The 21,081-nt window shown below is 65.1% G+C and carries 17 protein-coding genes and 1 tRNA gene; 3 read left to right on the top strand and 15 right to left on the bottom strand.

The features are described 5' to 3' along the window. Nucleotides 1–19: 19 nt before the first annotated feature. Both C936_RS0111920 and C936_RS0111915 read left to right on the top strand, forming a co-directional pair. Nucleotides 20–1,549, top strand: coding sequence for a DASS family sodium-coupled anion symporter (locus C936_RS0111920; RefSeq protein ID WP_018174487.1), 1,530 nt, complete (start codon nt 20–22; stop codon nt 1,547–1,549). Between the two features lie 131 nt (nt 1,550–1,680). Then, nucleotides 1,681–3,591, top strand: coding sequence for a methyl-accepting chemotaxis protein (locus tag C936_RS0111915; RefSeq protein ID WP_018174488.1), 1,911 nt, complete (start codon nt 1,681–1,683; stop codon nt 3,589–3,591). 63 nt (nt 3,592–3,654) lie between these two features. Here C936_RS0111915 and C936_RS0111910 read toward each other — a convergent pair whose 3' ends face one another. The 11 genes from C936_RS0111910 to C936_RS0111860 all read right to left on the bottom strand — a co-directional run bounded on the left by C936_RS0111910 (nt 3,655) and on the right by C936_RS0111860 (nt 15,802). After that, entirely contained in the window at nt 3,655–4,524 is an 870-nt protein-coding gene (locus C936_RS0111910; RefSeq protein ID WP_018174489.1) for an amidohydrolase family protein, read from the bottom strand. 80 nt (nt 4,525–4,604) lie between these two features. Beyond that, on the bottom strand, nt 4,605–5,048 hold the full coding sequence (locus C936_RS0111905) for a glutathione S-transferase N-terminal domain-containing protein (protein WP_018139122.1): 444 nt from the start codon (nt 5,046–5,048) through the stop codon (nt 4,605–4,607). A gap of 60 nt (nt 5,049–5,108) precedes the next feature. Further along, nucleotides 5,109–5,675: a DsrE family protein gene (locus tag C936_RS0111900; protein ID WP_018649362.1), complete on the bottom strand. Its 567-nt coding sequence runs from the start codon at nt 5,673–5,675 to the stop codon at nt 5,109–5,111. A 101-nt stretch (nt 5,676–5,776) separates the two neighbouring features. Beyond that, on the bottom strand, nt 5,777–6,499 hold the full coding sequence (gene phoU, locus C936_RS0111895) for a phosphate signaling complex protein PhoU (RefSeq protein ID WP_018649363.1): 723 nt from the start codon (nt 6,497–6,499) through the stop codon (nt 5,777–5,779). Nucleotides 6,500–6,525: 26 nt separating this feature from the next. Further along, the gene (gene pstB / locus C936_RS0111890; RefSeq protein WP_018139120.1) at nt 6,526–7,356 is read right to left on the bottom strand and encodes a phosphate ABC transporter ATP-binding protein PstB; all 831 of its coding nucleotides are present in this window, start codon (nt 7,354–7,356) and stop codon (nt 6,526–6,528) included. 217 nt (nt 7,357–7,573) lie between these two features. Next, on the bottom strand, nt 7,574–9,241 hold the full coding sequence (gene pstA, locus C936_RS0111885; RefSeq protein WP_018649364.1) for a phosphate ABC transporter permease PstA: 1,668 nt from the start codon (nt 9,239–9,241) through the stop codon (nt 7,574–7,576). Nucleotides 9,242–9,251: 10 nt separating this feature from the next. Continuing rightward, a complete protein-coding gene (locus tag C936_RS0111880) occupies nt 9,252–11,522 on the bottom strand; it encodes an ABC transporter permease subunit (protein WP_018649365.1) in 2,271 nt (756 codons plus the stop codon). 208 nt (nt 11,523–11,730) lie between these two features. After that, the gene (locus C936_RS0111875; RefSeq protein ID WP_018139117.1) at nt 11,731–12,705 is read right to left on the bottom strand and encodes a PstS family phosphate ABC transporter substrate-binding protein; all 975 of its coding nucleotides are present in this window, start codon (nt 12,703–12,705) and stop codon (nt 11,731–11,733) included. 123 nt (nt 12,706–12,828) lie between these two features. Beyond that, nucleotides 12,829–14,151, bottom strand: a complete 1,323-nt coding sequence (phoR, locus tag C936_RS0111870; RefSeq protein WP_018139116.1) for a phosphate regulon sensor histidine kinase PhoR — start codon at nt 14,149–14,151, stop codon at nt 12,829–12,831. 45 nt (nt 14,152–14,196) lie between these two features. Further along, a complete protein-coding gene (gene phoB / locus C936_RS0111865) occupies nt 14,197–14,886 on the bottom strand; it encodes a phosphate regulon transcriptional regulator PhoB (RefSeq protein ID WP_018139115.1) in 690 nt (229 codons plus the stop codon). Between the two features lie 112 nt (nt 14,887–14,998). Beyond that, nucleotides 14,999–15,802: an MBL fold metallo-hydrolase gene (locus C936_RS0111860; RefSeq protein WP_038044208.1), complete on the bottom strand. Its 804-nt coding sequence runs from the start codon at nt 15,800–15,802 to the stop codon at nt 14,999–15,001. A gap of 357 nt (nt 15,803–16,159) precedes the next feature. Here C936_RS0111860 and C936_RS0111855 point away from each other — a divergent pair. After that, nucleotides 16,160–16,235: transfer RNA gene (locus C936_RS0111855), tRNA-Ala, on the top strand. Between the two features lie 43 nt (nt 16,236–16,278). Here C936_RS0111855 and C936_RS0111850 read toward each other — a convergent pair. The 4 genes from C936_RS0111850 to ntrB form a co-directional block, all read right to left on the bottom strand. Then, nucleotides 16,279–18,696: a bifunctional diguanylate cyclase/phosphodiesterase gene (locus tag C936_RS0111850; RefSeq protein WP_018139113.1), complete on the bottom strand. Its 2,418-nt coding sequence runs from the start codon at nt 18,694–18,696 to the stop codon at nt 16,279–16,281. A gap of 106 nt (nt 18,697–18,802) precedes the next feature. Further along, nucleotides 18,803–19,249, bottom strand: coding sequence for a cyanase (gene cynS / locus C936_RS0111845; RefSeq protein ID WP_018649366.1), 447 nt, complete (start codon nt 19,247–19,249; stop codon nt 18,803–18,805). Nucleotides 19,250–19,288: 39 nt separating this feature from the next. Continuing rightward, a complete protein-coding gene (locus tag C936_RS0111840; RefSeq protein ID WP_018649367.1) occupies nt 19,289–20,203 on the bottom strand; it encodes an ABC transporter ATP-binding protein in 915 nt (304 codons plus the stop codon). Nucleotides 20,204–20,233: 30 nt separating this feature from the next. Further along, the gene (gene ntrB / locus C936_RS0111835) at nt 20,234–21,079 is read right to left on the bottom strand and encodes a nitrate ABC transporter permease (RefSeq protein ID WP_018139110.1); all 846 of its coding nucleotides are present in this window, start codon (nt 21,077–21,079) and stop codon (nt 20,234–20,236) included. Between the last annotated feature and the right edge of the window lie 2 nt (nt 21,080–21,081).

The following is a 21,081-nucleotide window of genomic DNA, read 5'->3' as shown; positions in this document are numbered from 1 at the left end:
AGTGTGAAGGAGCCACGGCATGTCCGCGCACGATGCCGATCGACAATCGGACGGCGCCCCCTCGTCGGTGGGTGCGAACCCCTCGCGCAGTGCTTACGCCTGGCGCGGGCGCATCGGGCTTTTCCTGGGCCCGCTCCTGATGCTTGCGTTCCTGGTTTTTCCAGCGCCAGAAGGCGTTGCACGCGAGGCATGGTGGGTGCTCGGGTTGACCCTTTTTATGGCGACCTGGTGGATTACCGAGGCCTTGCCACTACCCGTAACGGCGTTGCTGCCGATTGCCCTTTTGCCGCTGCTCGGCGTGATGCCGATGGACGCGGCCACCGCGCCATACGCCAATCCCATCATCTTTCTGTTCATGGGCGGTTTTGCGATCGCGCTGGCGGTACAGCGCTGGGGACTCCACCAGCGGATTGCGCTCGCGATCGTCAGCCGGGCGGGGGATCGCCTGCATCGCCTGGTCGGGGCCTTCATGCTGGCCACGGCGGGGCTGTCGATGTGGGTCAGCAACACAGCCACTGCTGCGCTGATGTTGCCGATCGCCCTGTCCGTTCTGGCGCTGATGGATCGTGATACGCACATCGCGGGTAACGGCCCCGGCGCCGATTCCCGCCGCCCCGCACTGGCGCTCCTGCTGGGGATCGCCTTTGCCGCCAATATCGGGGGCATGGCGACGATCATCGGCTCTCCGCCGAACGCGCTGACCGCCGCCTATCTGGGCGACCGGCATGGCATCGAGATCGGTTTTGTGCAGTGGATGATGCTGGGCCTGCCCCTGGCCACCGCGTTGCTGCTGCTGGCCTGGTGGTTGCTGACGCGCTGGGTCTTCCCGGTTCATCGAGTACGCCTGCAGGGGTTGCAGGCGATGATGGACCAGCAGCGCGCCGAGGTCGGGGTCTGGTCTCGGGCCGAATACCGGGTCGCCGGCGTCTTCCTGCTGGTAGCGCTGGCGTGGCTGTCGCGCCCCTTTCTGGAAGGTCTCCTGCCGATTCATCTGACGGATGCCGGGATTGCCGTCCTGGGGGCCGGGCTGCTGTTCCTGCTGCCCTCGGGCGCAGCAGACCAGCGCCGGCTGCTGGCCTGGGACAATACGCGCGAGCTCCCCTGGGGGGTGCTGCTGCTGGTCGGCGGTGGTCTCAGCCTGGGTTCGGCCATCGAGGCGAGCGGCCTGGCGGAGCTGGCCGCCGAGGGCCTGGGCGCCGCCCAGGCATGGCCGCTGCTGCTGATCATTGCCGGGGCCGTGGTGGTGACCATGTTGCTATCGCATGTGACCAGCAACACAGCCACCGCTGCCACGCTGCTGCCGCTGGTGGCTGCGCTGGCGATGCGCATGGATATTCCCGTCGTGCTCCTCGCGATCCCCGTGGCCTTTGCCGCCTCCGTGGCCTTCATGTTGCCGGTCGCGACCCCGCCCAACGCGATCGTGTTCGCCAGCAACCGGCTGCGAGTGATCGACATGATCCGTGGCGGGGCGCTGCTCTCCCTGGTGGCAATTGCCATGATTACGCTTGCGGTCTACGCCCTGGCGGAGGCCATCCTGATGCAGGGCTAGGCCTGTCTCCCGGCCTTTCCGGCTTCCTGTGATCTCCCTCAAGTTTTATGCTTCGCCGCCGCTATCGACGGTGAACTGCCGCAGCAAGGATGCCGCTGGCCCGCAAAGCCTTATTGGGGAGAGTCTTCAACATGTTCGATAACATCCGAATCGGGGTCCGGCTGATGGTCGGGATTATCACGGTGGTGCTGCTGGCCGTGATCCTGACACTCGTAGTCGTGATGAACAGCCTGGGCACCATGGCCGATCGTGCCGAACAGCGCGAGCTGAGCGATCTGGCCGCGCAGCTCGTCGGCCGCCTGGATCAGGAGGCCGCACGCGCGACCGCGATGGCAGAGACCGTGGCGAAGATCCCCGACGTGCAAGAGGCGATGGCGACGGGCGATCGCGAGCGTCTGGCCGAGATGACCGTTCCGAGTTTCGCCTCCCTGAGCGAGCAGTACGGCGTGCATCAGTACCAGTTCCATACACCGCCGGCGACTTCGTTCCTGCGCGTTCACTCGCCCGACAACTATGGCGACGACCTGTCCGACTTCCGCCAGACGGTGGTCGACACCAACGACAAGCGTACCCCGATCTCGGGGCTGGAAGAGGGCGTGGCCGGTCTCGGGATTCGCGGGGTGGTGCCGATCGAGCACAACGGCGGCCACGTCGGCTCTGTGGAATTCGGCCTGTCGTTTGGTGACAGCTTCTTTGAAGAGTTCACCCAAGAAACGGATTCGCCGGTTGCCCTCTACCTGCGTGATGGTCGGTCGTTCAACCGCTTTGGCGGTACGATCAGTGGCGAGTCCACCTTCAGCGATGCCGAGATGCGCGAGGTCATGGAGGGCGAGGAACTGGTGCGCAACGTGACCTATGAAGGCACCCCGATGGCCGTGGTCGCGCGTCCCGTTACGGATTTCTCCGGTGACGTGGTCGGCGTGCTTGAGGTCATGGTGGACCGCAGCGCGTATGTCGCGATGACGCGCAACGCGACCGGCACGGTGGTTGCGGTTGGCGTGGTTGCCGTGGCGCTTGGTGCCCTCCTGGCCTGGCTCCTGACCCGAAGCATCGTTCGTCCCCTGAATCGCACGGTGGCCCGGCTGAACGATATCGCGGGAGGCGAGGGCGATCTGACCCGTTCGCTGGAGGTCTCTGGCAAGAACGAACTCGGAGAGCTGGCGGAGGCGTTCAACAACTTCGTCAAGAAGATCCGTGGCCTCGTATCCACGGTCGCGGCCGGGGGCGATCAGGTTGCCGCAGCAGCGAACGAGCTGTCCGCGACGAGCGAAGAGACCAACGAGCAGGTGCGGCGACAGAAGTCGGAGATCGATCAGGTTGCCACAGCCATGAACGAGATGACGGCTACGGTGCAGGAGGTGGCCCGCAACGCGGCGGATGCCGCCGCCGCGGCACAGAACACCGACCAGGACGCCAACGAGGGTCAGCAGGTGGTGCAGCGTACCGTGGCTGCGATCAACGCGTTGTCGCAGCAGGTGGATGGCGCCGCCGAGGTGGTCAGCCGCCTGTCGCAGGATGCCGAGGAGATCAACAAGGTCCTGGAAGTCATCGGCGATATCGCCGATCAGACCAACCTGCTGGCGCTGAATGCGGCGATCGAGGCGGCGCGTGCGGGCGAACAGGGCCGCGGTTTCGCGGTGGTTGCCGACGAGGTGCGTACCCTGGCCAGCCGCACGCAGGACTCGACCCACGAGATCCAGCAGATGATCGAGCGGGTGCAAAGCGGTACCCGCGAGGCGGTGCAGGCGATGGAAGATGGCCGTTCCAAGGCGCACCAGAGCGTGGAGCAGGTCAATCTCGCGGGCGAATCGCTGACCGCGATCACGCAGTCGGTCACCCGCATCAGCGACATGAACACGCAGATCGCCAGTGCCGCCGAGGAGCAGTCGACGGTGGCCGAGGAGATCAACCGCAACGTGGCCAATGTCACTGAGGTGCTGGATCAGACCGCGGCCGGATCGGAACAGATCCGCAATGCCTCCGAGGAGCTGTCCAAGCTGGCCTCCGAGCAGCAGCAGCGGGTGGGTCAGTTCAAGGTATAAGCCCCGAGCCAGTTGATGCCAAGCCCGGGACCGGAGACGGTCCCGGGCTTTTTTGTGGCCGGCTTACTGGCTCTCGGTGGGCGGAAACAGGCGCTCGCCGTTCTCCCGGGCGATCATGCGCTGGACGTTCGCGGGTAGCTGCTCGAGCCAGGCCCGGGTGCTGTCCTTCAGCACCGTGAAGTGCTCCCAGCGGGCCAGGCTGAAGGTGTCGTTGCCGATCAGGAAACGATCCGGATAGTCGAGGAACAGTTCGAACCAGTCGGCGTCGATGATGCCCCCGGGATTGATGCGCGGGTTGCGCATGGAGACATCCATGACCATGTTCGGATGCCGCTCCAGGTAGTCACGAACCAGTGGCGGGTAGGCATAGGAACCGGCGTGCGCCCAGAGGATGCGTACCTCGGGCTGGACGGCGTAGGCATGGTCGATCACGGCAGGGTCGCCATGGATCACGATCCACAGATCCCGCTCGACTGCCAGTGCCAGCAGGTCCTCGAAGCCGCGGGCAAATCGGTCATCGGCCTGTATGTGCAGCTCCCCGATCCCGCGCCACTGGACCTGGCTTCGGTCGAGTATGGTCTCGACCTGTTCCCGCAGGCCGTCCTCGTGCATCCAGTCCATCTTGCGCCCCAGGCGCTGGGAGATCTCGAGAAACGGGACGATGCGCGCATCCACCTCCGGTTCCAGCGCTTCGATCAGTTTCGAGCGCGGGGACATGATGATCGCGGACTGGATTGAATTTTCTTGCAGCGTGCGCGCGACGGCCTCCGGCGGGAAGTGTTCCATCTGCCGGTCGCGGTAGTGCAGGTGGGCATCGAACAGGGGTTCAAGTGCCTGGGCAGAGGTTCCGCCAAGCAGTGAGCCGAGCAGCAGGGTCGCAGCCGGAAGAATGAACAGACGGGGCAGTCTTCGAGGGCGGTTCAGGGCAGCCATCCAGCGGGTTCCTCGGGTACGGGAACCCCAATCTTATACCGTGCTGTGCCGACAGTCCCCGAGTCGGTGGCCTGTCGCGGTCAGGCGCGGGAGTCCCCGGACACCGCGGCATCTCCGGAGCTACCGTCCGGGCGGTTCGGGTCGAAGCGCTCGCGCAGATATTCGCCGATCGCATCCGACTCGTACAGCCAGCGTACCTGGCCGTCCGGTTCCTCGATGCGCAGGCAGGGCACCTGCAGCTTGCCGCCCTCGGTCTGCAGCTCCTCGCGGTGAGGGCCGGCCGCCTGGGCATTGCGCAACTCGATGTCGAGCGACAGCCGCTGCATGGTACGGCGGGCCCGGATGCAGAACGGGCAGGCCGGGAAATGGTAAAGCGCGAGGTGGCGCGTCTGTTCGTCAACGCGGGCCTGGTCGGCGGGGTCGCGTTCGATGCCGCGCGGGCGCGACAGGCGCTCGCCAATCAGCATGAACGGCGTGAGGATCAGGCGTACGCCGCGGAAAAACCATCGGATCAGAAATCGCATGCGCGAAAGGATGCCACAAGCCCCCTGGCGGGTGACAGAGCCCGCATCGGGCGTGGCACGTCACGGCTGGCCGAAGTCGAACTCCCAGGGGTCTTCCGCCGGGGCGTCCAGCAGGGACGGACGCAGGCGGATCACGGTGTAGCCTGCGGCCTCCAGGTCATTCAGCCGGTCCGGTGCGGCCGTGGCCACCTCGACATGCTCGGGGAAGGCATCGGGCTCGAGATCGCGCCAGCCGGCGAAGGTCCCGCAGACCACGACGTTGACGCCGTCATCCATCACCAAAGACTCGATCTCGGCGTGGAGCGAGCCATGCGCCACGGCCTCGGCGCGGGTGAGAGTGAACTGCTCCGCTCCGTGGGTGACGACCGCAATCGGCAGGTCCGGGTCGCGCTGGCGCAGCACCCGGATGTTCGCTTGAATCTCGGGCAGCAGGGCACTCAGGGCCGCGCGGTCGTTTTCGACAATCTCGAATGCGACGCCATCGGGGAGTTCGGTCTTCTCGAGCAGTGCCTCGACCTTGGAAGAGGGGACGGCCTCTTCCGGCTCATCCGCAGCGGCCAGACTGCCAACGGCCGTGGGCAGTGTCAGGCTGCAAAGGACAAACAACGTCGAGATGAAACGCGGCATCGGGTACCAGGGGTCAGGGCGGGTGTGTTGAACCCTATTTTGAGCCTGATTGCCGTGCCGTTGTCTACTCGCGCGCCGTTCGCGGATGCGGAACCTTCGTATTAGTGGCGATCTCCTGTGGCCTCGGCGGCCATCTGGTCGTAGCTGGTGTGGCGAACGTTCTTGCCCTTCACGAAATACACCACGTACTCGCAGATGTTGCGCGCACGGTCACCGATCCGTTCCAGCGAGCGGGTGGCCCAGACGATGTCCATCAAGCGCGGCACCGCGTCGGGAGCGGCCGTCATCTGCTTCATCAGCTTGTGCGTGATGTCCTCGTACAGGCTGTCGATCTGGATGTCCTGCTGTGCGACGCGCACGGCCTGTTCGGTATCCATGCGGGCAAAGGCATCCAGCACGCCACGCGTCATCTCGCGCACCAGCTGGCCCATCTTCGCGATCTCGTCCATGGGCGCCTCACGGCGGTCCGAGTCCAGGAGTTGCAGGCCCATGCGGCCCACGCGCTCGGCCTCGTCGCCCATTCGCTCCAGGTCGGTGATGGTCTTGATCACCGCGATCACCAGGCGCAGGTCCGAAGCGGTAGGTTGGCGTCGGGCGAGGATGTGCGTGCATTCCTCGTCAATCTCGACCTCCAGGGCGTTGATCTTGTAGTCGGAGGTCATGACGGTCTCCGCCAGTTCGGTGTCTCCCTCGACCATTGCGTTCACCGCATCGCCGAGCTGCTGCTCGACCAGGCCTCCCATGGTCATCACCTTTTTGATAATGTCCTCCAGCTCGGCATTGAACTGCTGGGAGATGTGCTGTTTGAAGAAACTCTTGTCCATGATCCGGACTCCTGATCCGAAATGGCCTAACCGAAGCGGCCGGTGATGTAGTCCTCGGTCTGCTTCTTGGCAGGCGAGGTGAACAGGGTGTCGGTGTCGGCGTATTCGATCAGCTCGCCCATGTACATGAAGGCGGTGTAGTCGGACACGCGTGCGGCCTGCTGCATGTTGTGGGTGACGATGACCAGCGTGTAATCCTTCTTCAGCTCGATCATCAACTCCTCGATCTTCAGCGTGGCCAGCGGGTCCAGCGCGGAGCAGGGCTCGTCCAGCAGCAGGACCTCGGGGTCGATCGCGATCGCGCGGGCGATCACCAGACGCTGCTGCTGACCGCCGGACAGGCCAAAGGCGTTCTCGTGCAGGCGATCCTTGACCTCGTCCCACAGCGCGGCACGCTTGAGCGACTTTTCCACCACCTCGTCCAGGCGTCGGCGATTCTTGACACCCTGCAGCCGCAGGCCGTAGGCCACGTTCTCGTAGATGGACTTCGGGAACGGGTTGGGCTTCTGGAACACCATGCCGACGCGACGGCGCAGCTCCGGCACGTCCACGGCCTTTTCGTAGATGTCGTCGCCGTCGAGCCGGATCGTGCCTTCGATGCGGGCGGCATCGATCAGGTCGTTCATGCGGTTGAAACAGCGCAGGAACGTGGACTTGCCGCAGCCGGACGGGCCGATGAATGCCGTGATCCGGTTCTTCGGGATCTGGATGTCAATGCCCTTCAGGGCCTGATCCTCACCATAGAACAGCTTCAGGTCCTCGGCGGTCAGGCAGATCTCCTCACTGGAGAGCCGCAGGCCGCGGTCGGGTCGGTCGCCTTGCGTCACGTTGACGGCGTGGGTAGCGGTGTCACTCATCTCGGGTACTCCATGGGAAACAGGGTTCGACGCATCCCGTCCTCGCGACGGTTCGGAAAAGCACCGTCATCGCGAGCGCCGCAGGCGCGTGGCGATCTCCGTGGGTCGGCCCCGACGCGACCCCGGGCAGGCGTCGGGGTGGCGGCGGGAGGTTGCCGCGGCCCCTTCGGGGCCTCGCAATGACGGTGTTTGCGGGAGGCGTTGTGCATCGGGCAACTCAATCGCTGTCGGCGCGGTATTTCTCGCGCAGGTAGTTGCGGATCGAGATCGCGGTCAGGTTGAGCACGATGATCAGCATTACCAGCACCAGGGCGGTGGCGTAGACCAGCGGGCGGCCGGCCTCGACGTTCGGGCTCTGGAAGCCGACGTCGAAGATATGGAAGCCCAGGTGCATGAACGCGCGGTCCAGGTGCAGATAGGGGAAGTTGCCATCCAGCGGCAGGGTCGGCGCCAGCTTGACCACGCCGACCAGCATCAGCGGCGCCACCTCGCCCGCGGCACGCGCCACGGCCAGGATCAGCCCGGTCATCATCGCCGGGGCCGACAGCGGCACGATCAGGCGCCACAGGGTCTCGGCCTTGGTCGCGCCCAGTGCCAGCGAGCCGTGGCGGATGCTGGCGCCGATCCGGGTCAGGCCTTCCTCGGTGGAGACGATCACCACCGGCAGCGTCAGTAGCGCGAGTGTGAGCGAGGCCCAGATGATCGCGGGCGAGCCGAAGGTCGGCGAGGGGAGGGCATCGCGGAAGAAGATCTGGTCGATGTTGCCGCCAATCAGGTACACGAAGAAGCCGAGCCCGAACACCCCGAACACGATCGACGGGACCCCGGCGAGGTTGTTCACCGAGATACGGATGGTGCGCACCAGTGGGCCCTGCTTCGCGTACTCGCGCAGGTAGATCGCAGCGAGCACGCCGAACGGGGTCACCACGATGGACATCAGGATGACCATCAGCACGGTGCCGAAGATCGCCGGCAGGATGCCGCCCTCGGTGTTCGCCTCGCGCGGGTAGCCGGTCATGAAGTCCCAGAAGGCGACGACATAGTGGCGTAGCTTGGCCGGCACGCTCATGTCGTTCGGCCACCAGGCGTTCACGATGCGCGAAAGCGGGATCGTCGCGTGCTGCCCGTCGGCGGTCTCCAGCACGATCGCAAAGCGGGCCAGTTCTTCGCGCAGGGCGTTACGTTCGGCCTCCAGTTCGGCGTAGCGGGCGTCCAGCTCCGCGCGCTCGGCGTCCAGCTCCTCCTGGCGCTGGCCGCGCTCCTCCAGCGACAGCTCTTCGGCACGCTCGACGCCGCGCTGGGCGATGCGCAGGCGCTCGAGCTCGAAGTTCACCCGGCCGATCTCGATACGCTCGATGCGCTCGATCTGTTGAACCAGCTCGCGGGTCTGCGGCATGCGTTCCTCGAACGCGGTTCGCGCCTCGCCACCCTCGGCGACCGTGTCGCCGTCTTCCTGGTATTCGCGGATGTAGCCGTAGAAATCGCCCCACTGCAGACGCTCCAGCACCACCACGTCGCGCGGGCGTTCCCATTCGGACATGAAGTCGTCCAGGTACCACTGGAAGTCGCGGCTGTCGAGGTCGCGATTGCCGCGCTTGATCAGGTGACGGACCACGATGTCCTGGCCTTCCGGTACGGTGAATCCAGCGTCGCGCATGGCCTGGGCGGTCATGGTCTCCGAGCGTTGCAGCTCACCCATGACGCGCCGGGGTTCGGAGTCCTGCTCCGTCTGGTATTCGAACTCGATGACCTCCGAGGGCCAGAAGAAGGACAGGCCGTTCACGGCGATCATCAGGATCAGGCCGAAGACCATCACCAGCGAGGCAGCGACTGCTCCGGCATTCAGCCAGATCCACGGGGTGCCGGATTTGAACCAACGATTCATCGGGTATGCCTCAAAGGGAGCTGTATTTCTGGCGCAGGCGCTGGCGCACGATCTCGGCGACCGTGTTTACCGCAAAGGTCAGCGCGAACAGGACCAGGGCGGCCAGGAACAGGATGCGGAAATGGGTGCTGCCGACGGCGGCCTCCGGCATCTCCACCGCGATGTTCGCGGAGAGCGTGCGCATGCCCTCGAAAATGTTGAAGTTGACCACCGGGGAGTTGCCGGTCGCCATCAGAACGATCATGGTCTCGCCCACCGCGCGGCCGAAGCCGATCATCACCGCGGAGAAGATCCCGGGGCTGGCGGTCAGCAGCACCACGCGCACCACGGTCTGCCACGGGGTCGCGCCCAGGGCCAGCGAGCCCTGGGTCAGGTGCCTGGGCACGTTGAACACCGCATCCTCGGAGATCGAGTAGATGGTCGGGATCACGGCGAAGCCCATCGCGATGCCGATCACGAGCGCGTTGCGCTGGTCGTAGGTGATGCCCTGATCGGTCAGCCACTGGCGGGCATCGCCACCGAACATCCAGACCTCGATCAGCGGGCTCATGGAGACCGAGAACCAGCCGATGACCAGGATCACCGGGATCAGGATCGCGGCCTCCCAGCCGGCGGGCACGAGATTGCGCAGATTCTCCGGCAGCACACGGGTCCACAGGAACGCGGCGACCAGCATGCCCAGCGGTATCAGGATCAGGATGCTGACGACAGCCGGCAGATTGGCCTCGATGAACGGGGCCAGCCACAGCCCGGCGAGGAAGCCGAGGATGACCGTCGGCAGCGCCTCCATCAGCTCGATCGAGGGTTTGGTGATGCTGCGCATGCGCCGCGACATGAAGTAGGCGCTATAGATCGCCCCCATGATCGCCAGCGGGGTGGCGAACAGCATCGCGTAGAACGCGGCCTTGATGGTACCGATGGTCAGGGGCACCAGCGAGAATTTCGGCTCGAACTCGTCGGTGGCCGAGGACGACTGCCAGACGTAGTCACCCCCGGAGCGGCCCTCGTACCAGACCTTTTGCCACAGTACGTGGAAAGAGACCTCCGGGTGCGGGTTGGACAGGTCCTGCAGGTGCCAGGTCTCGTCGTCGTCGATGCCGATCAGCAGGCGGTTGCGCGGGTCGACATACACCCGGTGCAGCGGCTGGTCGGTGATCTGGCGTTCGATCAGGGTCCGTTGAGAGGTGGAGTAGTGGATCTTGACCTCGCCCTGATCGTCGGCGGTCAGGAAGCCCTTGCGGATGTACTCCGGCTGGGTGTTGCGAATCAGGCCGGCATGCGACGGGAAATCGCGTACGCGGGTGATGCGATTCACGTTGTCGTCGTCGCGCACCAGCATGTACTGGGCGACCGTGCCGTCGGAGCCCCCGACGATGATGGAGACCGTGCCGAGCAGATACTCCAGCGAGGTCACCTCGGCATCATCGCCGCGGATCACGCGCTTGCTGTCGACCAGGCTGGCGCGCGAGGGGTTGTTGATGTCGAAGAAGTGCAGCTGCCCCTGATCGTCGCCGACCAGCATGTGGCGGCCGGTGATATCCAGCAGGATGCGGGTCGGCGTGGCGCCATCCGGGAGCGAGGGCAGGTCGTAGGCGGAGCGTCGGACCTCGGTCTCGCCGGTCATCATCGAGGTGCGTTTCTCGAAGCGCACCAGCTTGAGATCGCCATTTTCCGTCGCAGCGGCGACGCGGATGCCGCTGGAGCCGCGCTGTATGCCGACCACCGAGATCGCGCGGCCGTCGTCGTCCACGTCCAGCAGCGCGGAGTCTTCGTCCCCCAGGGGGTACACCAGGCCCGGGTCGTACAGACGGCCTTCGGGACTGAAACGCTCGTTGTATTCGTACTCGATGGCCAGTACCTGCCCATTGTCCAGGCCCGCGGCCACCAGGCGCGTGCGCGGCTCGGCCGCGCTGAAGCTGGTGACCTGCACATCCTCCGGGATCGGTAGCGACTCTTCTTTCACGATGTCGCCGCTGTAGGGGCGGAAGAAGAGGGCGCGTCGGTCTTCGGTCAGGCGAACCGCCATCTCGCGATGACGGTTCACTGCCAGATGGATGGTCTGCGTGTCGGCGCCGCCTGGAGCCGCGTATTCCGTGCGCGGCTCCAGGGTCGCGCCCTGGAACATGGGCAGTGTCTCGCTGGCGAGATACACGAACATCAGGGTCAGTGCACCAACCACGGCCACACCGAAAAAGCCGATGGTGTAACGGGCGGTGCGGTCCTTGGTGCGGCGCCAGCGCTGGAAGCGGCCGAGCGTCGAGGTGGCGGAGAGGCTGGACATTCAGGGTCCCCTGATGCGGCGGGTGTAGGGTGCAACTGGCCGGCATGCTACGGCCGCTTCATGACAGAAACGTGACAGCCATGTGACGGACCGTTGAACGCTGTATTGCGGGTCGAGCGGGCGGGCAGCAAGAGGCGGGCACAAAAAAACCGGGCCCCGCGAGGGACCCGGTTCGGGCCATCCGGAGATGGCCGGCGCGAGGCCTGGGTTATTCCAGACCGAGGTTCTTACGCTCGCGTTCGGCCACGGCGGCCGGCAGCGGGATGAACCCGTCACGCACCACGACTTCCTGGCCTTCCTTCGACAGCACCATCTTCAGGAACTCGGCCGCGCGCGGGGTCAGGCCGTCTTCCGGGTGCTTGTTGACCATCACGTAGAGGAAGCGGGCCAGCGGGTAGTCTCCGGTCGAGGCGTTTTCGGCGTTCGGCTCGTAGTACTCGCCCTCGTTCTCGCCCAGCGGGACGGCGCGAACACCGGAGGTCATGTAGCCGATGCCGGAGTAGCCAATGCCGTTCAGCGACTCGGAGACACCCTGGACCACCGAGGCGGAACCGGGCTGTTCATTGACCGAATCCTTGAAGTCACCGTCGCACAGGGCGTGCTGGCGGAAGAAGCCATAGGTGCCGGAGACCGCGTTACGGCTGTAGAGCGTGATGTCGCGGTTTTCCCAGGAACCGTCGAGGCCGACCTGGCCCCAGCGCGTAATATCCTCGGCCCCACCGCAGCGGCGGGTGGAGGAGAAGATCGCATCGGTCTGTTCGAGGGTCAGGCCCTCGATCGGGTTGTCGCGGTTCACGTACACGGCGATGGTGTCGATCGCGACCGGGACGGCGGTCATTTCGTAGCCGTGGCGCTCTTCGAACTCGGCATGCTCGCTGTCACGCGGCATGCGCGACATCGGGCCGAAGTCGGCGGTGCCCTCGGTCAGGGCCGGCGGCGCGGTGGAGGTGCCGGCACCCTGGATCTGGACGTTGACGTTCGGGTAGAAGTTCTGGAACTCCTCGGCCCACAGCGTCATCAGGTTGTTCAGGGTGTCGGAGCCGATGCTCGACAGGTTGCCGGAAATCCCGGAGACCGCCTCGTAGGCCGGGATGTCGGCATCGACTTCGGCGGAGGCGGTAAACGGCGTAACGGCCATTGCGGTGGCGGTGGCCAGGGCCAGAATGCTGCGCTTCAACAACATGGGAATCTCCCCTTGAATGGAATTCTTGCAAGGTCACTTCAAGCGACCTTGGAGGGGGATTATGCGGAGCCGCGTTGACGCTCCTGTGACGGGGACATGACAGCCGTGTGACATCGCAGGGCGTCAGTTTTTGGCGGGCTCGGTGGGCTTGGTGCGGGTGATCGAGAGGGGGAACAGGCAGGTGAAGCGCGTGCCGCGACCGAGCTGGCTGTCGATCTCCAGGTGGCCGCCGTGTCGCGCGAGCACATGCTTGACGATGGCCAGTCCGAGCCCGGTTCCGCCGCGGCGCTGGTCGCGGCCGGCGTCCACCCGGTAGAAGCGTTCGGTCAGGCGGTGAAGGTGGTGGCGGGCGATCCCCGGTCCCTCGTCGATTACGCTGAGGCGCGCGCCGTCCGGGTCGGATTTCCAGCGGACCTCGATGCGGGTCCCGGCCGGGGTGTACTTGATCGCATTGAAGATGAGATTGGCGAAGGCCGAGCGCAATTCGTTCTCGGCCCCCTGTAACTGGAGCCCGTGCTGTGCGTGGATCTCGATGCGGTGGCGCTGGTCGCCGGAGAGCAGTTCCGCCTCGCCTTTCAGCGTGTCCAGCATGGCCCCGACGTCGACCCATTGTGGCGGGCCCTGCGGGCTGCCGGTCTCCAGGCGGGAGAGGGTCAGCAGGTCGTCGACCAGCAGCTTCATGCGTTCGGACTGCTCGCGCAGCAGCTGGACCGAGCGCGCCTTGTCCGGCTGGTCCGCCAGTTCGTCTTCCAGCGTTTCCACAACTCCGTACAGTACGGTCAACGGCGTGCGCAGCTCGTGCGAGACATTCGCAATGAAGTCGCGCCGCATCACTTCCAACCGGTGCAGGTGCGTGGTGTCCCGCGCCAGCAGCAGGAATTGCGCATCGCCATAGGGCACCAGGCGGAATTCCAGCTGCTGGTCGTCGTAGATCGGGGAGGGTGTGGTCACGCTGCCCGGCGTGGTGCGCGCGCTCTCCATGAACGTGATGAATGCCGGATTGCGCAGCAGGTGCGTGATGCGCTGGCCCTCGTCCTCCGGCCAGTTGAGTCCCAGCAGCTGCGTGGCCATTTCGTTCAGCCACTCGATGCGCAGATCGTCATTCAGGACCACGACTGCATCCGGCATCGCCCGTGCCGAGTCGCGGTAGCGCTCGAGGTACTGGCGCAGCCGGTGGACGCGATGTTCGTGGCGCCGGCGTCGGCGGTAAAGATGGTCGAAGGCCAGCCCCCAAAGCCCGCGCACATCCGGTGGTTCGCTGCGCCCACCCTGTCGCAGCCAGCGTTCCAGCAGCAACAGGTGCGAGAGGTTCCAGAACAGCGCCGCCCCCAGCAGGAACGCGATCGTGGCCCAGAACTGCCCCATGCTCCAGCCGAGCAGCGCGATCGGGACACCGACCAGCAGGGTTCCCGCGATGACACCGGGCCAGGGGTTGCGTGATTGCATCGGACGACCGAGTGGGGTGATTGGAGCTCGCGGCGCCGGCCGCGGTCAGGGAGTCTGGGAGAAACGGTACCCCGATCCGCGTACGGTTTGCACGAGGTGGTCATGCCCGGTCAGCGCCAGCGCCTTGCGCAGGCGCCGGATATGCACGTCCACGGTGCGTTCCTCGACGTACACATTGGTGCCCCAGACCTGGTCCAGCAACTGGCCGCGGGTGAACACGCGGTCCTGGTGGGTCATGAAGAAGTGCAGGAGGTTGTATTCGGTCGGGCCCATCGACAGGGCCTCGCCGTTGCCGCTCACGCGGTGCGAGACCGGGTCCAGACGCAGACCCTCGACTTCCACCGGCTCTTCGCTGGTGATCGGCGCGGTACGCCGTAGCACGGCCTTTATACGGGCAACCAGTTCGCGTGGCGAGAACGGTTTGGTCACGTAGTCGTCGGCACCCACATCCAGCCCGCGCACGCGGTCTTCTTCTTCGCCGCGGGCCGTCAGCATGATGATCGGGATGTCCTTGGTGAGCGGGCTGGCCTTTAGCGTGCGCGCCCAATCGAGGCCGCTCGTGTCCGGCAGCATCCAGTCGAGCAGGATCAGATCGGGGGGATCTTCCAGCAGCAGGGCCTTGGCAGTGCGCACATCGCCCGCCTCGCGCACCGCGTATCCGGCCTTGTGCAACGGCAGCTGGAGCATTTCGCGGATTGCGGTGTCATCCTCGACCAGCAGTATCTTTACAGCCATGACCCATTCCCGAGTTCAGGATGCCCTGCATTAGATAACAGAGATGTTACAGCCGTGTGACGGTGAGGGAACGGGAATGGCCTGATGCAGGCCGGGCGTTGCGGCTGAGAGCCTATCCGACCTTGAGGGCCCGGTTCTGGGCATGCAGTTCGAACCGCTCGCTGCCTTCCAGTAGCACCATCCGGCTCGCATGCCGCGACTGCTGGAGCTGCCGGCGGATGGCGGATTCATGTCCGGGCTTCAGGTGTGTGATGGCGATCCGTGGCTGGTGATGGAGCGCCTCCAGGTCGTCCGCAAGACGATGCGGGGTGTAATGCTTGGCCAGCTCGGCCATGCCGTCCATTTCGTCCGGCAGCCCGGACTCGATCATCAACAAGTCCAGATAGGGCAGGGTATTCAAGGCATCCCACAGGGCCCCGGAAGACGAGGTGTCTCCGGTGAACGCGAAGCCCATGCCGTCGTTGTGCATCACGCCGTACCCCACGGCGGGCACCGTATGCAGCGCAGGCAGGATATGAATCTCGCGCGATCCGATCATTACCTGCTGCCCCGGCTGAATCGACTGAAACTGCAGCAGGGGCCGCTCGGGAGAGGGGAGACAGGTGAAGTCGGGCCAGATCACCCAGTTGAACACATGTTCGCGCAGGGCCTGCAGGGTGGCCGGTAGCGCATGGATCTGGATGGGGGGCGCGTCCGGTGAATACACCATGTCCGCGAGCATCGGCAGAAATCCGATGTGGTCGAGGTGCGAATGGGTCAGAAATACGTGACGGACCTTTTGTAATTCGCCCAGAGTCAGGTCACCGACCCCACTGCCGGCGTCGATCAGGATATCTTCGTCGATCAGAATCGATGTCGTGCGACGGTTGGGGCCGATGCCGCCACTAGCGCCCAATATGCGGACAGAGAGACTCATTCCGGATCGGACTGCAACTGAAAGTTGTGAATGTCTCGGCAGACCATGCGGCAGAGACGCCTCCTTGAAGAGACGGTAGCTACGACGGATTTCCGACGTACTTCTAACATACATTAAGACTAGATCAGGTCTAAGCGTGTCTGACGTGACCTGCACCACGAAAATGGCACGTGTGGTCGGACAACGGCTGAAAAAGGTGCTAGGCATCGCGTTTTCCACCCGGTTCCGGGCCTGTGCTGGCACCCGGGATGGGGCGAGGAACGCCGCTTGGTCAGCCTGGGCAAGGGCGACGGGCAGGGATTACGCGACTGTCTCTTCCCGCGCTCGTCGGGAGTTGCTAGAATGCGCGCCTTGATTGGGGCGGTAGCTCAGCTGGGAGAGCGTCGCGTTCGCAATGCGAAGGTCGGGAGTTCGATCCTCCTCCGCTCCACCAATACATCAGAGAAAAGGCCTGCAGACGCAGGCCTTTTTTCGTTTCAGCTTCCGGTTTGGCGGGCGCTCGAAGGGTGGTTGGACTGCACCAGCTCGATCACTCGCTCGGGGGGCACGGGGGGCGTGGTCAGGTAGCCCTGCCAGGCATCGCAGCCCTGCGAGGCGAGAAAGCTCCGCTGGGCCTCGGTCTCCACGCCTTCCGCCAGCACGTCCAGCCCCAGGTTGTGGGCCATGCTGATGATCGCCATGGTCAGTTCCACGTCGTTGCGGTCCTCCGGCAGGTCGCGCACGAACGTCTGGTCGATCTTCAGGATGTCGATCGCGAACTCCTTCAGGTAGGCAAGCGACGAATATCCAGTGCCGAAGTCGTCGATCGCCAGCAATACGCCAAGGGATTTCAGTTGTTCCAGTGTGCCGCGGGTGGCCTCGGCCTGGTGCATCAGGGTGCTCTCGGTAATCTCGAGGGTCAGACGGCGTGGTTCCAGGCCCGTGTTGCGCAGTACCTGACGAATCCGGCGCGGCAGGCCGGGCGCGGCGATCTGGTGTCCGGACAGGTTGACCGAGACCTCGAGCGGAGGGTGTCCGGAGCGGTCCCACTCGATCACCTGGCGGCAGGCCTGCTCCAGCACGAAGTCGCCGACCGCCCCGATCAGGCCGGTCTCTTCCGCGACCGGGATGAACACGTTCGGAGAGATCAGGCCTTCTTCCGGGTCGCGCCAGCGCACCAGGGCCTCGACCCCCGTGATGCGGCCGGTGGCCATCCGTACCTGTGGCTGATAGAAGACCTCGAGCTCGTCCTGCGCCAGGGCCCGGCGGAGGCGGTTCTCGATCTCCAGGCGGCGGCTCGCCGCCTCGGTCATCGAATGGCTGTAGAAGCGGAACGTATTGCGGCCGGCATCCTTCGCCTCGTACATCGCCGCATCCGCCTGAGTGATCAGCTCTCCGGCATCCCTGGCATGGTCGGGGAAAAGCGAGATGCCGATGCTCGCGCCCACCTGCAGGTCGCGCCAGCCCCCGACCGCGAAGGACTCCGCGATCAGCTCCAGCAGTTCGCGGGCGCGTGCCTCGACATCGGGCCGGTCGCGGATGTCATCGAGCACCACGATGAATTCGTCCCCGCCGATGCGTGCCACGGTCTGGGCCCGGAAGCGCTCTTTCAGGCGCTCTCCGAGGATTTGCAACAGCTCGTCCCCGACCGCGTGGCCCAGGCTGTCGTTGATGGTCTTGAAGCGGTCGAGATCCATGAACAGCACTGCTATTCGGTCCTTCTGGTGCCGGGCCTCGGCCATGGCGCTGTCCAGCCGCTGGTGCAGCAATACGCGGTTGGGCAGCCCGGTCAGCGGGTCGTGGCCGGCCTGATAGGCCAGGCGCGCCTCGTGCGCGCGCAGGCGCGATTCCGCCTCGCGCCGTTGGTCAACTTCCAGGGCCAGCTGGGCGTTCAGCCGGCGGTAATGCACCACGGCCAGCGTCGAAAGCAGCAGCAGGGCCAGCAGAAACCCCAGCGGGATCTCCGGGCGGGCCTCCAGGAGGGCGCGGAGATCCAGCACTAGCGTCGGTTCGTAGGGCGGCAGGCCCAGCGTCTCGAACAACTGGTGCACCGGGGTGTAGGACAGGGGGGCCGACCAGCCGTGGTAGCCGCCTGCGCTGGCCGCGAGGTGATCGGCCGGCAGGCGCAGCAGGGCGATGGTGACCGCCTCCGCGATTGCATCGGGGGTGTGGTCCAGACGCGAGAAGGGCCATTCCGGGTACAGCCGGGTCGTGTGGGCCAGCGGGAATTCGGCGGTTTCGCGCGGCTGCAGTACTCGAAGGGCATCCGAGGGGATCTCGCCCGCTTCTATCAGCGATTCCAGCAGCCCGGTACGGACCATCCCGGCGTCGGCCTCGCCGGCAAGCAGGGCGTCGATCACCAGGCGGTGCGGCATCCCGGTGAAGGTGAGCGATTCGAGATCCTCGAACGGGTCGATCCCGGCGCGATGCAGTTCGAAATGGCCGGCCTGCCACCCCCCCAGCGAGTCCTGGTCTACGGCGAGCAGGCGCTGGCCACGCAGGTCGGGCAGGGTCTGCAGGTCTTCGCGCCCGGCGGGTACCAGGACCACGCCGCCGAACTGGCGGACCGGTTGGCCCTGCTCGCTCCCGATGAGGGTGGCCAGCCGGGTAATGCCCTGCTGCGCCTCCAGCCGCACGTAGTGTCCGGTGTTGGTCAGTACGAAGTCCAGCTCCCCCGATTCGACGGCGCGATTGAGGTCAGCGTAGTCGAGCGCACGGATCCGGAACGCGGCGTCGGAGATGCTTTCGCTCAGATAGTCGGCCGTGGGTTGCCAGCGCGCCTCGGTGGCCTCGAGGTCTTCGAAGGCGAGGACCCCGATCGTATGCACGTCGGGCGTATCGGTGATGGCCAGGGCGGGCGCAACAGCGGTCAGCAGCGCCAGCAGCGAGGAGAGCAGGGGTCGTGGCCAGAACATGGCAAGAGCCTACTCGATCTGGGGGAATGCCGCATGGGGGCGGGCGAGTGCGGTGCAAGGGGAGGGACCCCGCCGCCACGGGTCGGCGGCAGGGCGCACGGGCGGACTACCAGCTCTTGTAGGGCAGGAATTTTCCGTTCCAGGTGATCTTGACGCGGTCGCCCTTCGGGTCCTCGACCTTGTCGATATCCATGGTGAAGTCGATCGCGCTCATGATGCCGTCGCCGAACTTCTCGTGGATCAGCGCCTTCATGGTGTCGCCATAGACGTTGATCGCCTCGTAGAAGCGGTAGAGCACCGGGTCTGTCGGGATGGTCTTGTCCCAGTGCTTGTGCGGGAAGGCCTGCAGCGCCTGGGCAACCTCGGGCCCGAGGCCGAGGAAGCTCGCCAGTTTCTCGGCCTGGTCCGCCTCGAGGTGGTTCATGCCATAGCAGGCGGAGGTTACATAAACCTCGTGCAGGCCGGTGGCCTCGGCGATCGCGGCCCAGGTGCTACCGCGGTTCTCCTTGGCCTCGAGGATGGTGGTGGTCATGGCGGTCTTGCTGAGACTCATCGGGTAAGTCCTCTTGGTCGTGTTAGTGGATAAGGGTGTTCAAACGGCCCGGATCGCGGCCCGCTCCTGCAGCGCGGCGGACTCCGAGGGCTTCGCCGGATTGACATGGCGTGGCTCGTGGCGCGGATCCATACCCTGAGCGGCTTCCTGCTGGGCCTCCAGGGACATGTCCTTCGCGCGGTGTACGAGGAAGTCCACCAGGTGATTGCGGATCTTGTAGTAGTGCTCGTGCTGGTGGAGCGTGGCGCGCTCGCGGGGACGCGGGATGTCGATCTTCACCGACTCCGCGACCTTGGCGTGCGGGCCGTTGGTCATCAGCAGCACGCGGTCGGCCAGCAGGATGGCCTCGTCGACGTCATGCGTGATCATGAATACCGTCTGGTGGGTCTCCTGCCAGATCTTCAGCAGCTCCTCCTGGATCACGCCGCGGGTCAGGGCATCGAGTGCCCCGAACGGCTCGTCCATCAGTAGCAGCTTCGGCTCGATCGCAAAGGCGCGGGCGATGCCGACGCGCTGGCGCATGCCGCCGGAGAGCTGCGACGGCTTGCGGTCCATCGCGTGATCCAGCCCGACCATCTTCAGATAACGCTCGGCATGTTCCAGACGCTTCTGCTTGCTCCAGTTGGGCCAGCGGGCGCGCACCGCGAACATTACGTTGTCGCGCGCCGACAGCCAGGGCAGAAGGCTGTGGTTCTGGAAGATCACGCCCTGATCGAGGCTCGGCCCCTTGATCTCCTTGTTGTCCATGATCACGTTGCCGTCGGTGGGCGAGGCCAGGCCGGCGAGCACGTTCAGGATGGTGGATTTGCCGCACCCGGAGTGGCCGATCAGACAGACGAACTCGCCTTTCTGGATCCCCAGATCTACCCCCTCGAAGACCGTCATCAGGTCGTCCGAGTCGGGCTGCGGGAAGCGTTGGCTCAGATTCTCGATTTCGAGGAAGCCCTTGCTCATGGTTGTACTCCTGGTTGGGCTGCGCCGACGCTAGTCGGCGTAGCGCACGAGTTTGGTGGCCTGGGCGAGGCTGAGATCCAGCAGGAAGCCGATGATGCCGATCATCACGATCGCGAAGATCACGCTGGCCAGGTCGAGGTTGTTCCACTGGTTCCAGATGTAGTAGCCAATGCCGGTGCCGCCCACGAGCATCTCGGCGGCCACAATCACCAGCCAGGCGATGCCGATGGAGATGCGCATCCCGGTCAGGATGGTCGGGGCCGCGGCGGGCAGGATCACGGTGAACGCCGTGCGTACCTTGGACAGCTCGTGGGTCTTGGCCACGTTCAGCCAGTCATTGCGCACCGATGCGACGCCGTAGGCCGTGTTCACCAGCATGGGCCAGATCGAACAGATGAAGATCACGAAGATCGCCGAGATGTTCGAGTCACGGATCACGAACAGGGCCAGCGGCATCCAGGCCAGGGGCGATATGGGCTTGAGCACCTGGATGAACGGGTCAAAGGCCTTGTTCAACAGCGGCGACATGCCGATCACGAAGCCGAACGGAACGGCGATCAGCGCGGCCAGGAAGAAGCCCAGCAGGACGCGATAGATCGAGTAACCCAGCTGGATGCCGATGCCCTTGTCGTTCGGGCCGGCATCGTAGAAGGGGTTGCTCAGCTCGGAAACGGCGTGGCTGATCACCTCGGACGGTGCGGGGATGCCGCTGGAGCCGCGTTGCCCGCCGCCCCCGGTCAGCATTTCGTACTCGCTGAGTTCTTCCTCCTGGATCATCAGGACCTCCGGGGCGGTGGCCAACTGCCACACGCCCAGGAAGAACAGCAGGATCACAACCGAAAGTACCCCGGCTCGAAAGTTGAGATTGCTCAACATGG

The organism is Thioalkalivibrio sp. ALJ4 (genome assembly GCF_000377225.1).
Taxonomy (GTDB): Bacteria; Pseudomonadota; Gammaproteobacteria; order Ectothiorhodospirales; family Ectothiorhodospiraceae; genus Thioalkalivibrio.
This window is presented reverse-complemented; position numbering and strand designations above follow the sequence as displayed.